The sequence below is a fragment of the Roseivirga sp. genome (assembly GCF_034669765.1).
In the GTDB taxonomy this organism is placed as follows: Bacteria; Bacteroidota; Bacteroidia; order Cytophagales; family Cyclobacteriaceae; genus Roseivirga.
Genome location: NZ_JAXMOQ010000001.1, coordinates 39,712 through 61,972, shown reverse-complemented (window position 1 = coordinate 61,972; position 22,261 = coordinate 39,712). Strand labels below are relative to the sequence as shown.

Below are 22,261 nucleotides of genomic sequence, written 5' to 3'. Positions count from 1 at the left end.
AAGATTTATATGTTGGATTTCTTTAAAAAGAAAAAAGACAAGGCGCCAAAACAGAAGAAGGGTTTCTTTAGAGAACTCTTCAATGACGTGCTTTTCGCGCTAATAGCGGTCACTATTATCCGAGGTCTATTTATCGAAGCCTATGCCATTCCTACGGGATCCATGGAGAACTCCATGCTCATTGGCGACCACCTTTTTGTTAGCAAATTGCACTATGGCGCCCGAACGCCAAAAACACCTATAAAATTTCCTTTGGCGCATCAAGACTTTTGGGGATCTGGAATTCCATCTTACTGGGACGGTATCCAACTTCCACAATACAGACTACCGGGTTTTAGAAAAGTAAGAAGAGGGGAGCCTGTGGTTTTTAACTACCCACCAGATTTAAAGTACCCAACCGACATTAAAACGTTTTACGTAAAGCGTTGCATAGCCATTCCTGGCGACACTTTGGAAGTAAGAAACCAACAAGTATACATCAATGGCGATCCTATGGAGAACCCTCCACACATGCAAACCAGCTATTTTGTTGAAACTCAAAATGGTATTGATGGCGTTCATGCAAAATTCATGAGGGAATTGGGTATTACCGACTATACCGATGACAACCCAATGGATACCTATGCTACTTCAGCTTCTTCCAATTATCAATACAATGGAAAATTGGGCTTTTATATGAACACCAGCCAAGAACAGGCCGATGAACTGGCCAAACTGAACTTCATTAAGAGTGTTGAAAAAGTAGTTTACAGAGAGGGTGAAGGTTATACTGCTTTTCCTGAATCACAACAATACTTAGGGGCGGAATATACTGCCTATAACCCTGTAACGGACTTTGGTTGGACAATCGACTTTTTTGGCCCTTTGGCGATGCCAGAAAAAGGACAAACCATTCAGCTGACACCAGAGAACGTAGATTTATACCGCACTCCAATAGAGCATTACGAAGGGAATGACGATGTAGAAATTAGAGGAAGTGAAGTATTTATCGAAGGGCAGAAAATTACGGAGTACACCTTCAAACAAGGGTATTACTATATGATGGGCGATAACCGACACAACTCTGAGGATTCTCGCTCATGGGGTTTTGTACCCGCAGATCATATTGTAGGTAAACCTTTATTCATTTTCTGGTCTATTGATAGAACCAATCCAGATGCTGGATTCTTCGAAAACATTCGTTGGAATAGAATATTTGATTTGATAAAATAATGCGTAAAGGACTTATTTTCATATTCTTCGTTTTAAGTATTTCATTTTCAAGCTTTGCTCAAGAGCAAAACATGTGGAAGACACTTTCGCACGTAACTGTTGAAAAGAGCTTTGATGAAGTCTTGAGTATCGATATTGAACATTATGATTTTGCTAGTCAGGTAAAAGCCCTTGACGGAAAGAAAATTAGTCTTGAAGGCTGGATGATTCCTTTGGATGAACTAAGGGGTGAAAACTACTTTGTATTATCGTCTTTGCCTTTTGCCAATTGCTTTTTTTGTGGAGGCGCTGGTCCAGAAACAGTAGCCGAAGTGTTTAGCAAAAAGGAAGTAAAGTACACCGAAAAGAAAGTTAAAGTAACGGGAGTACTTACCTTAAACTCAGATGACCCTTTGCGCTTGATGTACATACTCAACGATGTAGAGGTACAAGACGCAAAAGACTAGCCACACCACTTATACGAACTTAATTGTATGCTTTCATTTCAATAGTCATATTGAAGAATGAAAGCATTTTTTTCTTTGGCCTTTCTGGCCTTATTCCTCGTTTCTTGTGACACCAAACCTCAATATGTACTTACTGAATTTGATTACGCACAAAAAAACGACACTAACGATAAAGAAATAGCCCCGCAGGAAAAGCGCAGTTACACCCTTATGGGGGAAGGCGTAACAGCCGATAATCTATTTGACGGTGCCCGAATGAACAACTTCAGTTCAGTAGGTAAAAACCATTATCAAGTTGAAATTAGTCCAGAAAACACGCCCATAAACCCCAGCGCTTGGTATGCTTTTAGAATTTATTCCGAAGATGAAAAGACCGTTGACATTACACTGAAATACGGGTTTGGCAGACATCGTTACTGGCCAAAAACCAGTACCGATAGAGAAAATTGGACCGCGTTGGACAGCACCAAGTTTACCGTGGCAGAAGATCGTCAAAGTGCCACCATGACAGTAAACCTTAGTGCAGACACGCTGTACATTGCAGCTCAGGAAATCATAAATTCTACCGATATGCTGGAATGGACACAGACTTTTACTTCTGCAAAAACTCAACACGAGGTCATTGGGAAATCTAAACTGGGCCGTGACTTGCTCAATATGGACATTACCAATGGGAGCGCAGCAGGCAAAGACATTGTGGTGGTGCTCAGCAGGCAACACCCGCCAGAAGTAACCGGCAACTTGGCCATGATGGCTTTTCTTGAAGAAATCGTGAACGATAGCGAGCTTAGTAATAAATTCTTAGACCAGTACCGACTGATCGTTTACCCAATGCTTAACCCCGATGGTGTAGACTTAGGGCATTGGAGGCATAGTACTGGCGGAGTAGATTTAAACCGCGATTGGGCTTTTTACAGACAGCCAGAAATTGAGCAGGTCTGTTCTGATATTGTTGAAAAGGTAAATGCTTCTGGTGGTGACGTAAAACTCGGTCTCGATTTCCATTCTACTTTTTCCGATGTCTATTATACGTATCACGATACTGTTGAATCCGTCATTCAAGGTTTTGCTAAGGAGTGGATTGAAAGTATTTTCACCCGTGTTCCGCAAGACCAAGGCAGAATCAGTCCCGCAGCAGTGGGTTCAGCCGTTTCAAAAAACTGGTTTTATAGCCAGTTCAAAGCCGAAGGCATTACCTATGAAATTGGCGATGACACCCCTAGAGATTTGATCAAAGAGAAAGGCAAAGTAAGCGCCCAGGAAATGATGAAACTGCTTTTAGAGGAATATAATGGTGCGGATCAAAAGTAACTATAGCTGTAACTAGCGCTTACTTGTCCACTGCCGAAACTGGTGCTGGCCTGTGGCGAGTGCCTATCTTATTTTGCGCTTGTAGCGCATTGCTTCTATTAGGAAAAGACCATTGTGAACTAGTGTAAAGCGTTGAAAGTAGCGGTTTCTTCTATCACAGCTGAAATCCTCCCTCTCCAAAAAACTTCGCTACTCCAATCTATCTATTTCAGGTTGAGGGGGACAGCGGTTACCGATGGTTTTGAGAATTCATCTGACAGACTCTTTTGATGCAGCCTGTTTTTTAGTGATTTATATCTGAGATCACTACCTTGTATTAAAAGGTACTGGTTAACACAACATATTTGATACTCATTACGTTGTTCTTCCAACAACCTAAAAACGGACGGTCAAATAGTCCAAAGGTCACCAACACAAACAACATGCAACAACTCAAAGAATTTTTCTGGTTCTGTGCGGGGGTCAACCGCTCATTATTGAATCGATGCCCCACCGATGCTTCAAAATACACAGGAATAGGCGCTTCCGTTTTCTTCACTGGCGTTTTAGCTGCACTTTCAGGCGGATATGCCTTTCATACCGTTTTCGAAAACGTTTGGTGGGCACTGGCCTTTGGCCTACTTTGGGGCACCATTATTTTCAACCTCGACCGCTTTATTGTTTCTACAATGCGGAAAAATAAAAAAGGTTTTGCACGCGAATTCTTCACCGCTTCTCCCCGAATATTATTGGCCATTATGCTGGCCATCGTGATTTCGAAACCTTTAGAATTACGAATTTTCTCAAAAGAAATTGATCGAAAACTGATTACGCTGGAAGAAGAAATTTATCAGAAAGAGATTATTGATTTAGAGCGTAGGTACACCACGCAACTGGCAACAATAGATGGACAAATTGGTAGTCTAAAAAATGAAATCGTAGCCAAAACTGAAAAGCGTGATGAGTTAGCCAAAGCGGCTCAGCAAGAAGCGGATGGCACTGGTGGTTCTGGAAAAAGAAATGCTGGTCCTATTTACCAACTCAAAAAAGCAGATGCCGATCAGGCACAAAAGGAATTGACTGAATTACAAACCACCAACCTACCCCTAATAGCAGATAAACAGCAAGAATGGGATGCCCTTTTCGCAGCCAAGCAAACTGAAATCACCAACCTCAAGCGTAATCCTTGGAATGGCATGGCGGCTCAATTACAAGCCTTAAGAATTTTGGGAGAAGAAAACACAGCCATTCATTTCGCTAATATTTTTATTATGCTGCTTTTCATTCTATTGGAGTGTACCCCAATTGTAGCCAAACTAATTTCTGGCCGTGGGCCTTATGATGAAATGCTGGAAATCAGAGAACACTTCTACAAAAACCATAACATCGAAAAACTAGCCGAAATGGACCATAACACCTATGAAAAAGTGAAGGGCTATTCTACGTTTCATGGAAATTAACTTGGAGGTACATTCAACAGACTCTCGCGGTCTTGCCTTAATGGCAAGACACTCAGAGTGACGGTTCATTTCAAACAAAAAAGCCACTCAAATGAGTGGCTTAAATATTATCAGTCTGAGTAAATCAGATTTACCTTCTGCTGTAGTTAGGCGCTTCGCGGGTAATCATAATATCATGCGGATGGCTTTCGCTCATGCCCGCATTGGTGATTTTCACGAATTGCGCTTTTTGCAAATCTTCAATAGTGCCCGCACCACAGTAGCCCATTCCTGCTTTCAAACCACCTGTTAATTGGTAAAGCATTTCCTGAACCGTTCCCTTGTAAGGTACACGGCCTACGATTCCTTCTGGTACTAATTTCTTAATGTCATCTTCCGCATCTTGGAAGTAACGGTCTTTCGATCCATCTTCCATGGCCTCTATAGACCCCATGCCTCTGTACGATTTGAATTTTCTTCCTTCGTAAAGAATTACTTCGCCCGGAGCTTCTTCAGTTCCAGCAAGCAAAGAGCCAATCATAATTGTACTTGCACCGCCAGCAATGGCCTTTACCAAGTCGCCAGAGTAACGGATACCGCCATCGGCTATGATCGGAACGCCTGAGCCTTGAATGGCTTTAGCCGACTCATATACAGCCGAGAGCTGTGGCATGCCCACACCCGCAATTACTCGCGTTGTACAGATACTACCTGGGCCAACACCCACTTTAATGCCATCGGCACCGGCATCTACCAAAGCTTTTGCTGCAGCAGCCGTAGCAATATTCCCCATAATCAACTCCATGTCAGGATAAGCAGCCTTCACGCGTTTTGCCATATCAATCACGCCCTTAGAATGACCATGGGCCGTATCGATAGAGATAACATCTACACCTGCATTTTTTAATGCATCAATTCTTTCGATAATATCTGGAGTCACCCCAACGGCAGCGCCTACTCTCAAACGACCGTATTCGTCTTTACAAGCGTTGGGTCTGTCTCTGTTTTTCAGAATATCCTTGTAGGTAATCAAGCCACTCAGCTTACCATGCTCATCTATAATCGGAAGTTTTTCGATTTTGAACTCTTGAAGAATGCTCTCGGCTTCACCCAAACTGATCCCCATTTTTGCGGTAATCAGGTTTTCAACGGTCATGATGTCGCGCACCGGCTTGGTCATGTCTTTGATAAAGCGCATGTCGCGGTTGGTAATAATACCGACCAAGTTTTGATCTTTATCCACCACAGGAATACCACCAATTTTATTCTCACGCATGATTTTGTCCGCATCTCTTGCCGTACTTTCTACATCTAGGGTAATTGGGTCTAAAATCATTCCGCTTTGCGAACGTTTTACTTTTCGCACTTGCTGGGCTTGTTCAGCCACCTTCATGTTTTTATGAATGAAGCCCAAGCCACCTTCCAGCGCCATTGCAATGGCCAATTCATATTCGGTTACAGTATCCATAGCGGCCGAAACCAATGGAATATTCAACTGAATGTTTCTGGTAAGTAAAGTTTTTGTGTTGGTATCTCTGGGTAAAATGTCAGAGTAAGCAGGGAGAAGCAGGACATCATCGTAGGTCAGTGCTTCAAAAAGGAATTTGTTTGTGTCGAGAGCCATGGCAAATAAAAACAGGGTTTATTTGCCGGACAAAATTACGGAGATTGACTGATTAAAAAAACTATGCGCTGAATATTAATTTTCTTTCGACTTTAATACGTCTCAGTAGGCTTATACCTGCTTCAGTGAATGAAGTAAGCGACCAAAGTCTTCTTTGGTATTATAGACGTGGGGTGACACTCGGATGGAATTTCCGCGTACAGAAACAAAAACCTTGTCGCCAGCCAGACGGTTTTTCACCATCTCTAAATCAAGCCCTTTTGGCAATCGGATTCCAAAAAGGTGTTCACTACGATAATCGGCAGATTCAACTTGAAAACCCATTTTGGCCAACGCTTGCTGTGCTTCATGGGCAATCGACTTACAATAGGCTTGAATGTTTTCTGGCTCCCAGGCATTTACTTGACGCAGTGCTTCGGTAAGCATTGGGGTAAGAATAAAGTTGGCACTTTCGCCTACTTCATATCGGATAGCCCCCGGCTGATATTCATCCTGATAGTTCACCAAATTGGCAAAATTCTGACTGTCCAGTCGGTTCATCCAATTATTCTCAATGGGTTTTCCGCTTTCGAAATATTCACCAAAATAAGTCATGCCTGTTGCATAAGGCCCCATCAGCCATTTGTAGCCAGAAGCCACTACAGCATCGGGTTGAAATTCTTGCACATCAAAAGGCAAAGCGCCAATGGATTGTGTGCCATCGATCACTAAAAGTGCGCCTACTTCCCTGGTTCGTTCCCTAATTTTCTTCAGGTCGAATTTGGTGCCGTCCGCCCAATGAATATGGCCAATGGCTACCATTTTGGTTTTACTGTCGATGGCTTCTAGAATGCGTTCGTTCCAAAGTTTGCCACGATTTTCTGCGGTTTCCGGAGCATTCACAATACGCAATTTCACTCCCTTTTCCTTCTCCAGTTCCTTCCAAGCATACACATTGCTGGGGAATTGCCCTTCGGGAATAATGATGTTATCGCCTTTTTCTACTTGAAGGTTTTTGGCCACATTGGCCATGCCGTAAGAGGCTGAAGGCGTAATGGCACAAAGGTTTTCATTTTTTACATTGATCAGTTTGGCAAATTCTGCCCTGAGCAATTCGCCATTTTTAAAAAAGTCTTCGGGCTTAATTGTGGTCGGGTCTTCCTTTCCGTACACAGCCCTCACTCCGACTTCCGCCACCGATTTGAGCATAGGCGACATATAACCGCAATTGAGATAAGTAATGTCTTGCGGTAAATTAAAAAGGTGACTTTGGTTTTGGAGCATGGCTATTTTAAAATGCGTACCAACTCTTCTTCAAAAGTACCTTCAGGCTCTTCAATCACGCGCTTTACTTCCTCTCCATTCAGGTAAAAAATAATAGTAGGTGTGTTCTTAATGTCGTAGCCTTTTTCCTTTCCTTTCAAACTAGTTTTATCTACATCCAGTGCATATATCTCTAACTGGTCAGCAATTCCCATATCATCCATAATACGCATTAAACGAGGTATCTCTCGGTTACTATCATGACACCAAGTACCCATAAAGGCAAGTATTTTCAGGTCTTTGATCTTCTTTTTCTTAGCGTCTTTAAGTAGTTCTGCGTTAACCCTATAGGTCTTATAATTGGTGTTGAACCAGAGCTTATAAGGCATTTGTTGAAGCCCTTCTTTGGTGATTGGCCCATTCAATATTTTATCTACACGGGTTGACACACTTTTGGTCTCTACATTGTATTCCGTCTCTTGCCCGTTCATTACTAAAGGGAAGGCAACGAGAATCACCATTAACATAATAATCGCTTTCATGATCTCCATTCTGTTTAAAATCAACAAACGAAATATACCACAAAATTATATCTTTGGCGACATGCAACTCAACGACATCTGGCAAGACATCATTTCTTATGCACAAGAAATTAGTGTGTGGGAGCTTTCCGGACTAGTTTTTGGAATATTGGCTGTACTCTTTTTAATCAAAGAAAGTATCTGGACCTGGCCCGCAGGAATTGCTTATGTCATTGTTTCCTTTTTTGTTTTTTGGGAAGCACGATTATACGGAGACTTCATTCTGCACATATTCTTCCTTGTACTCAATATTTATGGCTGGTACTATTGGGTAAAAGGGAAGGGAGACAAGGAGCCAGACGTAGTTATTACCCATACCAACTCAAAACGGAGTATCATCTTTCTCTTGCTCACCATTGTTGGGATTTTCACCTTCGGTCAATTTCTAATCAATATTCCTTCCATTTTTGAAGGAGTGGAGCCAGCAGCATTGCCTTATTGGGATAGTACCACCTCTATTTTGAGTGTAACTGGAATGTGGTTAACGGCCAGAAAAAAAATTGACAACTGGTATTACTGGTTTGCGGTAGACGTCATTGCCACAGGCGTTTACTTCTACAAAGAGCTATATTTTTACTCTTTTCTTTACTTCTTATACATTGGGATGGCCATTGCAGGATACATGGCTTGGAAAAAAACCATGATGAATCAACCACAAAAACAGCATGATTAAAGTAGCGATTATTGGTCCAGAGAGTACTGGAAAAACTACTTTAACAAAAGTTCTAGCAGATCAATACAATACCGTTTGGGTGCCTGAATATGCGAGAGATTATTTAAACCAACTCGACAGACCTTATGTGCAATCCGACCTTTTGGAAATAGCCAAAGGGCAGATTGACAGCCAAAAGCTAAAGAAAAAAGCAGCGCGAGAACTTCTTTTCTGTGATACTGATTTACACGTGATTAAAGTGTGGAGTGAACACAAATATGGGACTTGTGACCCATGGATATTGAACCAGCTTAAGGTGCAGTATTATGATCTGTACATTCTCACATTCTTCGATGTTCCCTATGAAGATGATCCATTGAGAGAAAATCCAGAAATGAGACCTCACTTTTTCGATATCTATCACAACTTGATGAAAGACAATGACAAAGCTTTCATTGTGGCGCAAGGTGATTTGCAAACGCGCTTGGAGCAAGCCAAGAAAGCAATTGGCGCCTTGCTATAGTTAAAAACTATTTTACCTTTGTCGCGAATTAAGGGGTGCCCTATAACAACGGGCTGAGATTATACCCATTGAACCTGATGCAGGTAATGCTGCCGAAGGGAGGTATGGTAAACATTTAAAAAGGGAGCGCTTCCCCTGGCGCTTCGTTTGTGAACCATTTAAAATTACAAAATGCAAAAATTAATTTTGACGTTGGCTTTAGTGCTGACAGCAACGGGTGTGTTCGCGCAACATTCCCTGAAAGGAACGGTTGTGGATGACGCTACCGGATCACCAGTTTTTGGTGCCAATGTGACTATTGAATCGATTCAAAAAGGCACTTCTACCAATGCAGAAGGTAAATTTGAGTTGAACAATATTCCTCCAGGCACTTACAATGTCAAGGTAAGTATGGTCAGCTATACTACCTTAAACAGAACAGTAGAAGTCGTTGGTAGTATGAACCTTGACCTCAAGCTGAAGTCGGATTTAACCAAGTTAGAGTCGGTAGTGGTGACGGGAATTCGGGCAAGTGAAAACACGCCAACTACTTTTTCTGAGGTATCGAAGGAAGAAATAGAGCAACAGAATTTAGGGCAAGACCTGCCTTTTTTACTGAACTGGACTCCCTCTGTAGTGGTAACCTCTGATGCGGGTGCAGGCGTAGGCTATACAGGCATTCGAATTCGTGGTAGCGATGGCGCCCGAATTAACGTAACCATCAACGGTATTCCTATAAATGACTCTGAATCGCAGGGTACTTTTTGGGTGAACATGCCTGATTTGGCTACTTCGACAGACAATGTGCAAGTGCAGCGTGGTGTGGGAACATCAACCAATGGCGCAGGTGCTTTTGGCGGTTCAATTAACATTGCCACCAACAATTTGAGCCAAGATGCGGAGGCGAGTATCAACACTTCAGTGGGCTCATTTAACACCCAAAAGTATAACGGAGTGTTTAAGACTGGTTTGTTGGAAAACAACTTTGCTTTCGAAGGTAGGTTGTCCAATATTTCATCGGATGGTTACATTGACAGGGCATCTTCTGACCTTAGTTCATACTACATGTCTGGCGGTTATTATGGCAATAAATCAATTCTGAAATTGATCACCTTTGCGGGTAAAGAGCGCACCTATCAAAGTTGGTATGGAACGCCAGAAGCAAAAATCAAGAACGATGCCGCAGGAATTGATGCGGTAATTGCCAACAATGGTTTGTCAGCCGAGCAGGCCGCTAATCTTCGTAATTCTGGCAGAACTTATAATTTCTACGACTACCAAAATCAAGTAGACGATTACAAGCAAGCCCATTATCAAGCCCATTTCTCACATAAGATTAATGAGCCATTGAGCTTTAACACTTCATTACACTACACCAAGGGTGCTGGTTTTTTTGAAGAATATAAAGCAGATGAAGATTTCGCAGACTATGGTTTGAACAATGTAACAGTAGGCGCAACCACCATTGAATCTACAGATTTGATTAGAAGACGTTGGTTGGACAATGACTTTTACGGAGTGACTTATGGCTTGAACTACGAAACCGAAAACCTACAAGCTAATTTCGGTGGAGCCTACAATGAATACAAAGGCGATCACTTTGGTGAAATTATTTGGGCCGAGTATGCAAGCAACAGCCGCATTGGAGACAGGTATTACGAAAGCACTTCAGAGAAATTCGACTTCAACAATTTTGTGAAGGTAAACTACCAAGCCAATGATAAGATTAACCTTTATGGCGACTTGCAGGTGAGGACAGTAAACTATGCCAGCAGTGGCAACGATAACGATTTAAAGGCTTTCAATTTCGACAACCATTATTCGTTCTTCAACCCAAAATTGGGCTTGACTTACCAAGTAAACGCTAATGCAAACGCCTACATTTCTTATGCTAGGGCGAACAAAGAACCAAACCGTTCAGACATTATTGATGCACCGACTGGAGCGGATCCTAAGGCGGAACAGTTAAACAACCTTGAAGTAGGTTATAGACTGAACAAGTCAAAGTTTGCTTTTGAAGCGAATTACTATTTGATGGACTATAAAGACCAATTAGTATTGACAGGCGAGGTGAACGATGTAGGGTCGAGCATCAGAACCAACGTGGCCAATAGCTATCGAATGGGAATTGAACTTCAGGCAGGAGTAGAGCTGGCTAGAGGTTTGGAGTTAAACGCGAACCTTACTTTAAGCGAAAATAAGATCAAGAATTTTGAAGAAGTACTGTATGATTACGGTGCTGCCTTTGACGAATACAACGAAGTCAGAAACAACTATACTGATGCCGATATTTCATATTCTCCAAGTGTGATTGCAGGTGGGCAATTGACTTATAAGCCAACTTCTGGCTTGTCGTTGAGCCTTCTTTCTAAATATGTAGGCGATCAGTATTTGGACAATACTTCGAATGAAAACCGTCAAATCGATGCTTTCTTCATCAATGATTTTAGAGTGAATTACAGCATTAAGCCGAGTTTCGTAAAAGAGCTAACGCTGAATTTATTGGTGAATAATATCTTCAATGTTGAATACGAATCGAACGGATACACCTTTGGTTACTTTGGTGGTGCTAATTACGAGGTAAGGGAGAATTACCTTTATCCTCAAGCAGGCACTAACTTCTTGTTATCCTTAGGCTTGAAGTTTTAAAGATAGATTTTTTAGTATTTCGAAGAGCCCTCGGCATTAGTTTGCTGAGGGTTTTTTGATTTTAAGGTTACCTATGTAGGGCTCAAAGGATAGCATTACAGAGAAAGCCTGTTTTATAGTTTTGTATCCTGACGAAGGAAGGATCTATAGTTAGTACTACACTACTTTATCAAAATTCTCTGACCAATCGTTTTTGATTCCTTAAAAATGCTGCAATTTTGAACACCGTATTTAACCAAGGAAATCCACCGCATGTCATCACACCATATTGTTAGAGACGAACAAGAGCCAGCTTTACTCATTGACGATCCGCAAGCCTTAACAATAGAGGATGTAGACCAACTTTTGGAATGGAGCCCTACCGTTATTGTTACCGAAAAGGCCCTCAACGAAGTGCTAAAATGGGGAATTAAAATTGATGTGGTGGTGGCCAATATCACCAACCTGCAAACGCTCAAGCCAAGGCTTGCGGAACAATCTCCAGTGCAGTTATTGGGCTTTGAAGACGATAATTTACTCGCCTGTGCTTATATCTTTCTGCTCGACCATAAATACCCTGCAGTAAATGTGATGGCTGATATTTACCAGTCCACAGTGCTCGATACAGTAAGAGAATTCTCAAAGCAAATCGACAGTATCGTTTTTGCCATTCACCAAAAGTGGACTTACGTTTCGAGCGGACATTTTGAAAAATGGGTGATGGTCAGTCACCATTTCGGTATTCACCCTGTAGCGCAAAATACCTTTTTTACTTCCGAAGGGTTTTATGGTGATTATGAGAATGAAATGCTTTTGGAACCGATTGAGCTTACTGCCGAGATCACTGGGAGAATCAAACTCAAAACCAACGAAAAGCCTCTTTGGATAGTAGAAGCCGTTACCACCGACAGCTATAAATAGAAACAGCCGACAATTGCCGGCTGAATCTTGTGAAGCGTAGTAAAACTAGAACTACAAAAGTGATTTTGGTATTTCGATTTTATATTTGCTCGACACAAATTCATTGTCTTTCAACGCGGGCTTCCAGCCATAAACTCCAGATACATTCATAATATTATCATTCAACTGGCGCAGCAGCTGGTATATCTTATCCTGAGTTACTTCGTCACCTTTTACTTTGCTTAACAGGTCTACTTGAGTAACATGCCCTTGGTTATTGACCACAAATTCAAAATCAATGGTTTTTGGCATGTCTTCGATAGTAAGGCCTTCTTCCTTTTTAGTATTCAGCGCTACATTATTCAGGAATCGGTTAATTCCACCAACAGGTTCGGCAATTTCATCGACTTGTTTCGAAGTGAATATATCAGTCATTCGATATTTTGAATCATTCTCTCTTCTTGTATACGATTGTATAATCAGGTACTTCTGTTCTATAAAATCCATTTCACTGATGATCTTATAGTTAGGGTAAACTGGTTTAATATTTTCCTCTGCCCATTGCTTAGAAAGCTCATAGAGTTCAATGCGATCTTCAACTGTCAACTCTGCAATGAACTCGGTTTTCCTTAGGGCTAGGCCAGCGGGTTTCATCATTTCATCGTAAAGCGATTTTCGATCGTCACTCAATTGGAACATAAATGTGGTTTTCTGATCCTTATCATTGCTATAATAAGTTTGCTTAATCCTTTCAATTAGTTCCTTATACTTTGGGGTTAGCAAATAGGGTATTGTTGATACCAGCCCTACGTTTGTTACCCAGAAATCTGGGGATTTTCCCGTCCTTTTGAAAACCTCAGCAGTATTAAATGTAAAAATCCCTTCTTCTGAAATAAAGGATATGGAGATTTGTCCAGTTTCACCCTTTTTAACCTTTTCTTGTCCATAACTCACCGTTTGGCTGACGATAACCAATGCCAATACTGCAAAGGAAATAATTGAAGCATAGGTACTTCGTTTCGATGTTTTTTTGAGTTTCATAACTTTAAGTCGTTTAGAAAGTGAAGAAATCAGAGCGAAGGAATGTCCAAGTGTAACCGAGCTGGTTCTTAAACTCAGGGCCAATAAAATTTCAGTATAGCGTCCAAAATTGGTGGACTTTAATACTGCGGAATCTGCCAAAGCTTCGTGATTGGACTTCATCCCTTTTTGAAAAAGATAAACTGCTGGGTGGTACCAAAGTGCACATTGAGCCAAGGCAGCGCAAAGAATATCAACGGTATGTTTCTGATTTAAATGCAGGTTTTCATGTTCCTGAATAACGATCCATTCTGATTCAGAATAGTCTACTGACTCGGGAATGAAAATCCACTTCCAGAAGGAGAAAGGGTACTTCACTGAGGGGTGGCTGATCACGTTCTTTCCCAAATCTCGCATCTCCGTACCTGTTAATCGCCAATAGGTGAGCTTTACTAATTCACTAAAGAAGACTAAAAGACTTATGGCCACACCTGTTAAGTACACCCACCAAATAATTTCTGGAGCACTGGTCATTTTTGAGGTTTCAGTCACTTGGACTTCACCAGTTTCAATTGTTTTAGGAGCAACCTCGGCTACCGGAGAGAGCAATGATTCACCAAGCTTTTGGAACACCTGAGTGTTGGAAGCTGGCTTTTCACTTGCACTGAACTTTATCACTGGCCAAAGTAAAGCTATTGCTAAGGCCGATAAGAGCAATACTCGTTTCAGATGAAACTGCGTATTATTTCGGAACAAGAAGAAATAAACGCCATACAAGAGGCTTAACAATAAGCCCGCTTTTAGGCTCCAGATAAGTATAGGGTTCCACATTATTTCTGTTCTTTATTTTTCTCAATTACATCAATGATCTCATCGAGCTCTTTTAGGTCGATGTTCTTTTTCTCGGTAAAGAAGGAAACGAGTTTACTTAAAGAGCCTTCGAAATATTTTCCCACCACATTGCTTAAAGCAAATTCACTGTAGGCTTCTTTACTAACTAGAGGATAGTAACGTTTGCTGTTGCCGAGCTTCTCAAAATCGACAAAGCCCTTTTGTTCAAGCACGGTAAGTACGGTAGCCACGGTAGTGTAGCTTGGTGGTGTACCTTCAAATTGATCCAGAATTTCACGAGTAAAGGCCTTTTCTAGCTGCCAAAGCAACTGCATTACCTTTTCTTCCGCCTTAGTAAGTTCTTTCATACTATAAATATAGTAAATAAACTAAATAAATAGTATTACTTCTATAAAAATAGTAGTCAGAACTTTTGGGGGACTCTATTTTAGCTTGGCAATCATAACGACAGGATTGTCTTCGGGCTCAATATTTTGCAGTGCTTGCAGGTTTGTAGGCAGAGAAGCGATTTTGTCAGGGTTATTTTGAAACCATTCATAAACTTCTTCAGCCATGATTACACCCATCATTTCTCCCTCTTCATTAATTGAAGTAGGGTAAAAAGGCACAAAATTGTCAATATCGTTTGTGTAGCCAGTTTTGCTATTGCTGGTGGAAGGGTCGGAAAGAAAAGCTTCTTTGGTTTTTCTATTGTAATAGCCATAAGCCTCCATCCCTTTAAAGCCAAGATTGTAAAATATAAAACTTGAGTTTTGAAGAGTGTTTCGAACAAACATATATTCTTTTCTTTGCTCAATGCTCATGCTTTCTTGTTCGGCATAGGGAGGGCTGTATTCTCCCAATTCATAGAGAAGTACAGGCTTTAAAGTGTCAACACCTACGTTAAAAACGGTGTCGTTAAAATTTTCTTTGAAGAATAATCCATTGTCGTAGTTGTGGAAATCTGTGTATTCAACACGAATCGATATCCCTTGTTTCTCATAACTCAGGTAATTTGGGTGAAACTTCAGAATCTCACCATTGATGTCATACACCACCAGCTTATATGGTTCATCACCCTTCATGTTCATAAAATAACCTGCAATTAATCCATCCTTTATGATCCCGTAACTAGTAATAAAACTGACATCGGTAAATGAACCTGAATTCAAAGTGGCTTCGAGTGCCTCGATTTTAGGCCCAGGAATAGTGTTAACTAAAAGCCCCTCATTTAAAGAGTATTCATATAAATCAAAGCGCTTCCCTTTGGCATAAACGGTTTTGTTCTTTGCATTGACCCCAAGTTCAGTCCTAGCGTCTGTAAAACCTTCAGGATCATCGCCCTTGTGGCCAATATCTCTGAGGTAAGCTCCCGTTTTTCTATCAAATAAAGAGATTCGATCGGAGGATTTCATTAAGATGATTGAGTCCCCAAGTGTACTGTTAAGTCTGACCCATCTATAAAAGGTTTCTTCGCTTGTTTCTAAGGGAATGTATTCAATATCTGAGGCAAAGTCACTCAGATTAATTGGAGCCGAGTTATTGTAAGCCTCTACCAAGTTTATAGTGGTAAGTCCGGTTTCTATCTCTTTCTCATTGCTACAAGAAGAGAAAGTAAATAGGGTTATGAAAGTGGCAAGAAAGGAAAAATTAGAGCTGATTGATTTGAACCGTATCATTTTACTATTCTGTTGAAATAAGTATTTACTATAAACATAGTAAATAGACTAAATAAATAGTAGTTCTTCTGTAGAATAGGACAAAGGGTTTTTCGAGCAACTATCCTTTTGTATGTGTAATACTCGTAGACTTTTAATTCAAACAGTTTTTCAGCGTTTCACATAAAGTCTCGAAATCCACTTTCTCTAAAGGGTGTGGCATATTGGGGATAGAGATAAACTTTCCGTTGGGAAGAATTGTAGCCACATTTTCGCTTTCTTCTTTGCTTACCATATTATCATCAGCACCGAGGAGAATAGTGACTTGATTGGTGATTAAAGGAAGGTTTTCCATGTTGAGCAGGGGCTCATCGCCTAATTCCAGCATCATGCCTGCGGTTTGCCAAATCACTTGTTTCCATTGCTTCTTACCGTGTCGCTCTTTCAAAAGCGCAGTATATTGCGGGACTTTTTCTTTAATCGTTTCTGGATTTAAGCGGGCAGTTTCTTCATCTGCACCTTCAGCTGTCCATGTCAATTGAGTGCCAAGAGTGATAATTTGGCTCATCAAATCTGGTTGAGAAGCCGCCAAGTAAAGTGCCACATAACCGCCCATGCTGTAACCAAAAATATTCGCGCCTTCCAATTTATTATTGGTAATAAAAGCTTGGAGTTCTTCGGCAAAAACTTCGATTCCAAAACCTTCTTCATTCACAGGTGCACCGCCATGCCCAGAGAAATTGAAAGCATGTACTTCAAAATCTCCTTTTAGTTTCTCGGTTAGGCCATCAAACATTGAGGCGCTGCCTAATGCACCGTGTAATAGAATCAATTTTTTCATTTCAAATATTTTTGTGCCTGTAGCATTCTGTCTTTTCCTTGTAAGTCTTTTTTGAGGAGCACTTTAGTAAAACCAATGTCCTCCACCAGTTTAATCATTTCCTTCCCAAATCTTTCATGAATTTCGAAATAGAGCATTCCACCAACCTTCAAATGCTGGATGGCCAACTCGGCTATTCTTCTATAGAAAATCAACGGATCGTGGTTTTCTACAAAGAGTGCCAAATGTGGTTCGAAGGATAATACATTCGAGCTCATTTTGGCCTTATCACTTTCAGGAATGTAGGGCGGATTACTGACCACAATATCCAATTGGTCAAAAGGGAAGTTGTTTTCAAGAATATCTAGATGCCGAAAATCAACTTCAACTCCATTTTGGTTTGCGTTTTCATGCGCCAAATTAAGGGCGCCTTCGCTTGCATCCACGGCAGCTACTTGTGCGTTTGGAATGGTCTTTTTAAGTGCTATTGGAATACAGCCCGTTCCGGTGCCAATGTCAACAATGAATGGAGCTTCAACCATATTCTCCGTTACAATCCAATCCACCAACTCTTCCGTTTCTGGACGGGGAATCAAAGCCCTTTCATTTACCTTCAGTTCGCAGCCATAAAACTCCACGCTTCCTAAAATATGCTGAATAGGCTTTTGCTGATTTAACTCTTCAATTGCTTTGTCCAGTGCGCTTTCTGTGCTTTCAACCAATGAAAACTCATTATTCAAAATGATTGCCATTCGATCTAAACCATAAAAATGACCCAGAAGTAAATGGGCCATGTTGGTAGCTTCGCGTTCATCATAAATGGCCTTCAGCGCTTGGGTAAGCGACTGAATTTTGGCTTTCGGTTTTTCAAAAGGCATAAACAAAAGTAGTGAGAAGGATTTGTTTGTAAGTCAGATTGGTGAGTTTTTAGATACGGATCCCTGCCAATTGAATAAGGGACAAGGAATAGTATATCACATTGCCTAAATTGCGCGGGTGAATGATCAGCAAGATTTAAAATGGATGCAGCGTGCGCTAGATTTGGCCGAATTAGGGCGAGGTCATGTCAGTCCGAACCCAATGGTGGGCTGCGTTATCGTCCATAACAATATAATCATTGGCGAAGGCTATCATCAAAAGTATGGCGGCCCGCATGCCGAAGTAAAAGCGATCAATTCAGTAATGAATCCTGATCTTCTTCCTGAAAGCACTTGTTACGTTACCCTTGAGCCTTGTGCGCACTTTGGTAAAACTCCGCCTTGTGCTGATTTACTAGTAACCAAAAAGGTCAAGAAAGTAGTCATTGCCTCCATGGATACTAATCCACTTGTTGGAGGCAAGGGCATTGAAAAACTCAGGAATGCTGGAATCGAAGTAAGTGTTGGTGTTCTGAAAGAAAAAGCGAGAAACCTGAACCGAAGGTTTTTCACCATGATTGAAAAAAAACGTCCTTATATTTTACTAAAGTGGGCGCAAACGGCTGATGGTTTTATTGCTAGAAATAATTTTGATAGTAAATGGATCAGCAGTGAGCAATCGAGAATGATGGTGCACCAATGGCGGGCTGAAGAAGATGCCATTCTAGTGGGTACCAATACGGCTCAATATGATAACCCCAGGCTAGATGTTCGAGATTGGCATGGTGAGTCACCGCTTCGTTTAGTGATCGATAGGCATCTACGCTTGCCTACTGATCTTAACCTGTTTGATGGGAGTTTGCCTACTATTATTTATAACACACAAAAGAATGAGGAAAGGGATCACCTCAACTTCGTTAAGATTGGAGAAAAAGACTTCCTCCAAAATATGCTGGCAGATTTACATAAACGCAAAGTACAATCCGTTTTGGTGGAAGGAGGGAGTTTCTTACTCAATTCTTTAATGGCTTTGGGCTTATGGGACGAAGCGCGTGTGTTTGAGTGCCCAGTATTATTCAATGAAGGCATTATGGCACCAAGCCTAAAAGATGCGTCTGCAGAAATGATTCATCTGCAAACCGATGTGCTTAAAATTTACCGACATTAAGGAACCAACATTCACGCAATTCTCTTTTAAATTCGCATTTCAGAAATAAAATTATGGCCGAAGAACTCATCATCTCAAACGATTTAAGCAAAGCAGAAAAATACGAATCGCTTATTCCGCAAATTGAAGCGTTGGTTACTGGCGAACCAGATTTAACTGCCAACTTGGCCAACATTGCTTCTGCCTTAAAGTATGGGATGGGTTTCTTTTGGGTAGGCTTCTATTTAGTAAAAGAGGACGAATTGGTGCTGGGCCCCTTCCAAGGACCAATTGCTTGTACTCGTATTCGTAAAGGAAAAGGAGTTTGTGGTACCAGCTGGGAAACGGCAAAAACAATTGTGGTTCAGAATGTAGATGAATTCCCCGGTCACATTGCTTGTAGTTCTGACTCCAAATCGGAAATCGTATTACCTGCCATGAAAAACGGGGAAGTCAGCTTAATTCTTGATGTGGACTCGGACCAACTCAACGATTTTGATGAGGTGGATCAGGTACATTTAGAGAAGTTAATGCGGATAATCGAGGGCTTAATTTAAGCCAATTCTGCAATTACGGTTTGGCCACCTTTGGTGATTTGTCCAATTTCTACCTTTACCACTGCATCTAGTGGTAAAAAAAGATCTACTCTTGAACCAAATTTGATAAACCCGAACTCCTTACCTTGAATCACAGATTGATTTTCTTGTACGTAGCATTTAATTCTACGTGCAGCTGCGCCAGCAATTTGACGGATTAGAATTTCTACCCCTTTATGGATTTGATACACCAAAGTAGTTCTTTCATTTTCCGTGCTTGATTTTGGGTGCCATGCCACCAAGTACTTGCCTTCATGGTATTTAAAATACTTGATCAGGCCAGTTACAGGGTTTCTATTCACGTGCACATTAATTGGTGACATAAATATTGAAACCTGAATTCTTTCCTTTCCTCTAAAGTATTCGTCTTCAGTGGTTTTTTCAATCACCACTACTTTACCATCGGCTGGTGCTATAATATGTTTTTCATTGATCTCAATTTTACGTGATGGATTACGGAAAAATTGAAGAAAGAAAAGGAAAAGAATTAGACTTATTGCACCAATAATTCCAGTCCAGTGAGAAGGAATGTTCAGTAAAAAGAACAGCCCTAAATTTAAACCTAGTAATATGGAAAAGAGCACTGCTAGCAGTGCTCTTCCTTCTTTATGAATATTCATTAAGTAATTTTCTGGTTAGAAACCACCTCTGTATTTATAGGTAGAAGCAACTTTATCAATCGCAACAATGTACGCTGCAATACGCATCGGTACATTATATTTAAGCGATGTTTCATACACTTTCTCGAAAGCATCTTTCATGATCCTGTCAGACCTTCTGTTTACTCTTTCACGTGTCCACTTATAACCTAAACGGTTTTGTACCCACTCAAAGTATGATACAGTTACACCACCAGCATTCGCTAAAATGTCTGGAGCAACCATTATACCTTTTTCGTTGATAATTTTATCCGCTTCAGCAGAAGTAGGGCCGTTAGCGCCTTCAACAATAAGTTTTGCCTGTACTTGGTTTACGTTACCAGAGTGGATCACATCCTCTACAGCAGCAGGAACAAGTACATCTACTTTTAGAGTTAACAATTCAGCAGCATTGTCCATTAGCTCAGCTCCTTTGAAGCCTTCTAATGTGCCATTGTTACCATCGCGGTAAGCAACAGCTGCTTTGATATTAATTCCTTTTTCGTTGATGTATGCACCAGAAATATCGCTTATCGCAATAATGGTTGCGCCTCTTTCTTCAAGAAGTAAAGCTGCATGAGATCCAACATTACCAAAGCCTTGTACTGCTACAGTAGCATGGTAAGGGTTGATGTTGAGTTTTTCCATGGCGGCCAAAGCAGAAACCATCACACCACGACCTGTGGCTTCAGTTCTACCCAGTGAACCACCAAGTACTAAAGGTTTTCCAGTGACCATGGCATTTACTGTCATACCATGTGCTCTAGAAAATTCATCCATCATCCAAGCCATTTCTCTTGGTCCTGTTCCCATGTCTGGTGCAGGAATGTCTCGGTCTGGACCGAAAACATCAAGCAGGGCATTAGTGTATGCTCTAGTTAATCTTTCAATTTCACCAGCAGACATCTCTCTTGGATTACATTTGATGCCGCCTTTGGCACCACCATAGGGGATGTCTACTACGGCACACTTCCATGTCATCCATGCAGCGAGTGCCTTTACTTCGTCAATGTTCACGTCCATGGCATATCTAACACCGCCTTTTGATGGGCCGAGGATATTCGAGTGAATTACCCTGTGACCTTCAAAAACGCGAATAGAGCCATTATCCATAGTAATAGGAAGTGACACAGAAACTTGTTTTGAGGGAGATTTGAGCACGTTATATACTTGCTCGTCCAATCCGAGTGCTTCAGCAGCAATGTTGAATCTGGACATCATTGACTCGAAAGGATTAGCCCTATCCTTAATCGGAGCCGGTTCAATGTAACCCATAGAGAAATCTATCTTTGTTTAAAAACTTGGTCAAAATTAAGGAAATTTTAAAGTAATACGGCCTAATACTTGATGCTTATTTAAGATATTATGTGATGACCATCAAGTATAGCGTAACGAACGGAAGCGCGAACAGTAGTCCATCAAATCTATCGAGAAAGCCGCCATGCCCTGGAAGTACGCTCCCAGAATCTTTAATGGCCAAATGGCGCTTAAATAACGACTCAATTAAGTCTCCATAACTGCCAAAAACACTCACAATTATTGAAAGTCCAAGCCACTCAATTGTGGTAAGGTCGGTAAAGTATAAACTCCAGATATAGATAATTCCTAAAGAAATCAGTGTACCACCAATGGTACCTTCCCATGTTTTGTTGGGAGAAATACTTTCAAACAGTTTTGTTCTACCCATACTCTTGCCTACAAAATAGGCTCCGGAGTCATTCGCCCATTGGGCAATGAGTACTCCGATAATCATGGCATATTGATAGGATTCATTTTTGAACACAATCAAATTCGCCATGCTCAAAGGAAAAGCGATATAGATTACGCCAAATAATGTAAGCCCTAAGGAGATAATAGGGTGATGTGTTTTTTGCTTGTAAAGGGCAAACATAAAACAGATGACTAATAAAGAAGGTAATATCCAAAGGTACTTGGTAGCTATAATTCCTGCAGCACTAAGGTGAACCAACACAAAGAGGCAGACACTAAAAAATGATCCCCAGATTTTAAAAGGCGTATTACCCGAGGCGACAATCAAACCATAGAACTCTCGAAGGGTGAGAATCATGATACCTAAAAAAATCAAGGCGAAAGTCCATGAACTAAATACTATACCCGCTATAATCAAAGAAACCCCGACAATACCAGTAATAATTCTTAATAAGAGGTTGCTCATAA

21 protein-coding genes and 1 riboswitch are annotated in these 22,261 nt (G+C 41.0%); of the genes, 10 read left to right on the top strand and 11 right to left on the bottom strand.

Annotated features, from left to right (window positions below; all coding sequences use genetic code 11):
• Positions 1–9: 9 nt before the first annotated feature.
• The 4 genes from lepB (at position 10) to VOI17_RS00300 (ending at position 4,408) form a co-directional block, all read left to right on the top strand.
• A complete protein-coding gene (gene lepB / locus VOI17_RS00315) occupies positions 10–1,212 on the top strand; it encodes a signal peptidase I (protein WP_323755241.1) in 1,203 nt (400 codons plus the stop codon).
• Positions 1,212–1,658, top strand: coding sequence for a hypothetical protein (locus VOI17_RS00310; RefSeq protein WP_323755240.1), 447 nt, complete (start codon positions 1,212–1,214; stop codon positions 1,656–1,658). Before lepB ends, VOI17_RS00310 begins: the two co-directional genes overlap by 1 nt.
• 57 nt (positions 1,659–1,715) lie before the next feature.
• A complete protein-coding gene (locus VOI17_RS00305) occupies positions 1,716–2,969 on the top strand; it encodes a M14-type cytosolic carboxypeptidase (protein WP_323755239.1) in 1,254 nt (417 codons plus the stop codon).
• Between the two features lie 422 nt (positions 2,970–3,391).
• Complete coding sequence (locus VOI17_RS00300) at positions 3,392–4,408, top strand: DUF4407 domain-containing protein (RefSeq protein ID WP_323755238.1); 1,017 nt, start codon at positions 3,392–3,394, stop codon at positions 4,406–4,408.
• Positions 4,409–4,538: 130 nt separating this feature from the next.
• Here the strand turns inward: VOI17_RS00300 and guaB are convergent, their stop codons facing one another.
• The 3 genes from guaB to VOI17_RS00285 form a co-directional block, all read right to left on the bottom strand.
• Positions 4,539–6,011 (bottom strand): IMP dehydrogenase, encoded by a 1,473-nt coding sequence (gene guaB / locus VOI17_RS00295; protein WP_323755237.1) that lies wholly within the window; start codon positions 6,009–6,011, stop codon positions 4,539–4,541.
• A gap of 111 nt (positions 6,012–6,122) precedes the next feature.
• The gene (locus VOI17_RS00290; protein ID WP_323755236.1) at positions 6,123–7,274 is read right to left on the bottom strand and encodes an aminotransferase class V-fold PLP-dependent enzyme; all 1,152 of its coding nucleotides are present in this window, start codon (positions 7,272–7,274) and stop codon (positions 6,123–6,125) included.
• A gap of 2 nt (positions 7,275–7,276) precedes the next feature.
• Positions 7,277–7,795, bottom strand: coding sequence for a thioredoxin family protein (locus tag VOI17_RS00285; RefSeq protein ID WP_323755235.1), 519 nt, complete (start codon positions 7,793–7,795; stop codon positions 7,277–7,279).
• On the opposite strand from VOI17_RS00285, the gene pnuC reads away from it, so the two are divergent.
• The 4 genes from pnuC (at position 7,794) to VOI17_RS00265 (ending at position 12,537) form a co-directional block, all read left to right on the top strand.
• Complete coding sequence (gene pnuC, locus VOI17_RS00280; protein ID WP_323755234.1) at positions 7,794–8,507, top strand: nicotinamide riboside transporter PnuC; 714 nt, start codon at positions 7,794–7,796, stop codon at positions 8,505–8,507. The two genes, VOI17_RS00285 and pnuC, sit on opposite strands and share 2 nt — an antisense overlap.
• Positions 8,500–9,009, top strand: coding sequence for an ATP-binding protein (locus VOI17_RS00275; protein WP_323755233.1), 510 nt, complete (start codon positions 8,500–8,502; stop codon positions 9,007–9,009). Before pnuC ends, VOI17_RS00275 begins: the two co-directional genes overlap by 8 nt.
• Before the next feature lie 21 nt (positions 9,010–9,030).
• Positions 9,031–9,127: riboswitch (TPP riboswitch) on the top strand.
• Positions 9,128–9,180: 53 nt separating this feature from the next.
• Entirely contained in the window at positions 9,181–11,637 is a 2,457-nt protein-coding gene (locus VOI17_RS00270; RefSeq protein ID WP_323755232.1) for a TonB-dependent receptor, read from the top strand.
• 252 nt (positions 11,638–11,889) lie between these two features.
• On the top strand, positions 11,890–12,537 hold the full coding sequence (locus tag VOI17_RS00265; RefSeq protein WP_323755231.1) for a hypothetical protein: 648 nt from the start codon (positions 11,890–11,892) through the stop codon (positions 12,535–12,537).
• Between the two features lie 51 nt (positions 12,538–12,588).
• On the opposite strand, the gene VOI17_RS00260 is transcribed toward VOI17_RS00265, so the two are convergent.
• The 5 genes from VOI17_RS00260 to prmC form a co-directional block, all read right to left on the bottom strand.
• The gene (locus tag VOI17_RS00260; protein ID WP_323755230.1) at positions 12,589–14,367 is read right to left on the bottom strand and encodes a M56 family metallopeptidase; all 1,779 of its coding nucleotides are present in this window, start codon (positions 14,365–14,367) and stop codon (positions 12,589–12,591) included.
• Positions 14,367–14,735, bottom strand: a complete 369-nt coding sequence (locus tag VOI17_RS00255; RefSeq protein ID WP_062300035.1) for a BlaI/MecI/CopY family transcriptional regulator — start codon at positions 14,733–14,735, stop codon at positions 14,367–14,369. Before VOI17_RS00255 ends, VOI17_RS00260 begins: the two co-directional genes overlap by 1 nt.
• A gap of 75 nt (positions 14,736–14,810) precedes the next feature.
• Complete coding sequence (locus tag VOI17_RS00250) at positions 14,811–16,046, bottom strand: 6-bladed beta-propeller (protein WP_323755229.1); 1,236 nt, start codon at positions 16,044–16,046, stop codon at positions 14,811–14,813.
• Positions 16,047–16,179: 133 nt separating this feature from the next.
• Positions 16,180–16,866 carry an alpha/beta fold hydrolase gene (locus VOI17_RS00245; RefSeq protein ID WP_323755228.1) on the bottom strand — a complete coding sequence of 229 codons (687 nt, stop codon included), beginning with the start codon at positions 16,864–16,866 and terminating at the stop codon, positions 16,180–16,182.
• Positions 16,863–17,723 carry a peptide chain release factor N(5)-glutamine methyltransferase gene (prmC, locus tag VOI17_RS00240; protein ID WP_323755227.1) on the bottom strand — a complete coding sequence of 287 codons (861 nt, stop codon included), beginning with the start codon at positions 17,721–17,723 and terminating at the stop codon, positions 16,863–16,865. The genes VOI17_RS00245 and prmC overlap by 4 nt, the downstream gene beginning before the upstream one ends.
• Positions 17,724–17,841: 118 nt before the next feature.
• On the opposite strand from prmC, the gene ribD reads away from it, so the two are divergent.
• Both ribD and VOI17_RS00230 read left to right on the top strand, forming a co-directional pair.
• Positions 17,842–18,870 carry a bifunctional diaminohydroxyphosphoribosylaminopyrimidine deaminase/5-amino-6-(5-phosphoribosylamino)uracil reductase RibD gene (gene ribD / locus VOI17_RS00235; protein ID WP_416376037.1) on the top strand — a complete coding sequence of 343 codons (1,029 nt, stop codon included), beginning with the start codon at positions 17,842–17,844 and terminating at the stop codon, positions 18,868–18,870.
• A gap of 53 nt (positions 18,871–18,923) precedes the next feature.
• The gene (locus VOI17_RS00230) at positions 18,924–19,406 is read left to right on the top strand and encodes a GAF domain-containing protein (protein WP_323755226.1); all 483 of its coding nucleotides are present in this window, start codon (positions 18,924–18,926) and stop codon (positions 19,404–19,406) included.
• Here the strand turns inward: VOI17_RS00230 and VOI17_RS00225 are convergent.
• The 3 genes from VOI17_RS00225 to VOI17_RS00215 all read right to left on the bottom strand — a co-directional run bounded on the left by VOI17_RS00225 (position 19,403) and on the right by VOI17_RS00215 (position 22,259).
• On the bottom strand, positions 19,403–20,065 hold the full coding sequence (locus tag VOI17_RS00225; RefSeq protein ID WP_323755225.1) for a phosphatidylserine decarboxylase family protein: 663 nt from the start codon (positions 20,063–20,065) through the stop codon (positions 19,403–19,405). The two genes, VOI17_RS00230 and VOI17_RS00225, sit on opposite strands and share 4 nt — an antisense overlap.
• 15 nt (positions 20,066–20,080) lie before the next feature.
• Positions 20,081–21,358, bottom strand: coding sequence for a Glu/Leu/Phe/Val dehydrogenase (locus VOI17_RS00220; RefSeq protein ID WP_323755224.1), 1,278 nt, complete (start codon positions 21,356–21,358; stop codon positions 20,081–20,083).
• A gap of 88 nt (positions 21,359–21,446) precedes the next feature.
• Positions 21,447–22,259 (bottom strand): phosphatidate cytidylyltransferase, encoded by an 813-nt coding sequence (locus VOI17_RS00215; protein ID WP_323755223.1) that lies wholly within the window; start codon positions 22,257–22,259, stop codon positions 21,447–21,449.
• Positions 22,260–22,261 lie beyond the last annotated feature (2 nt).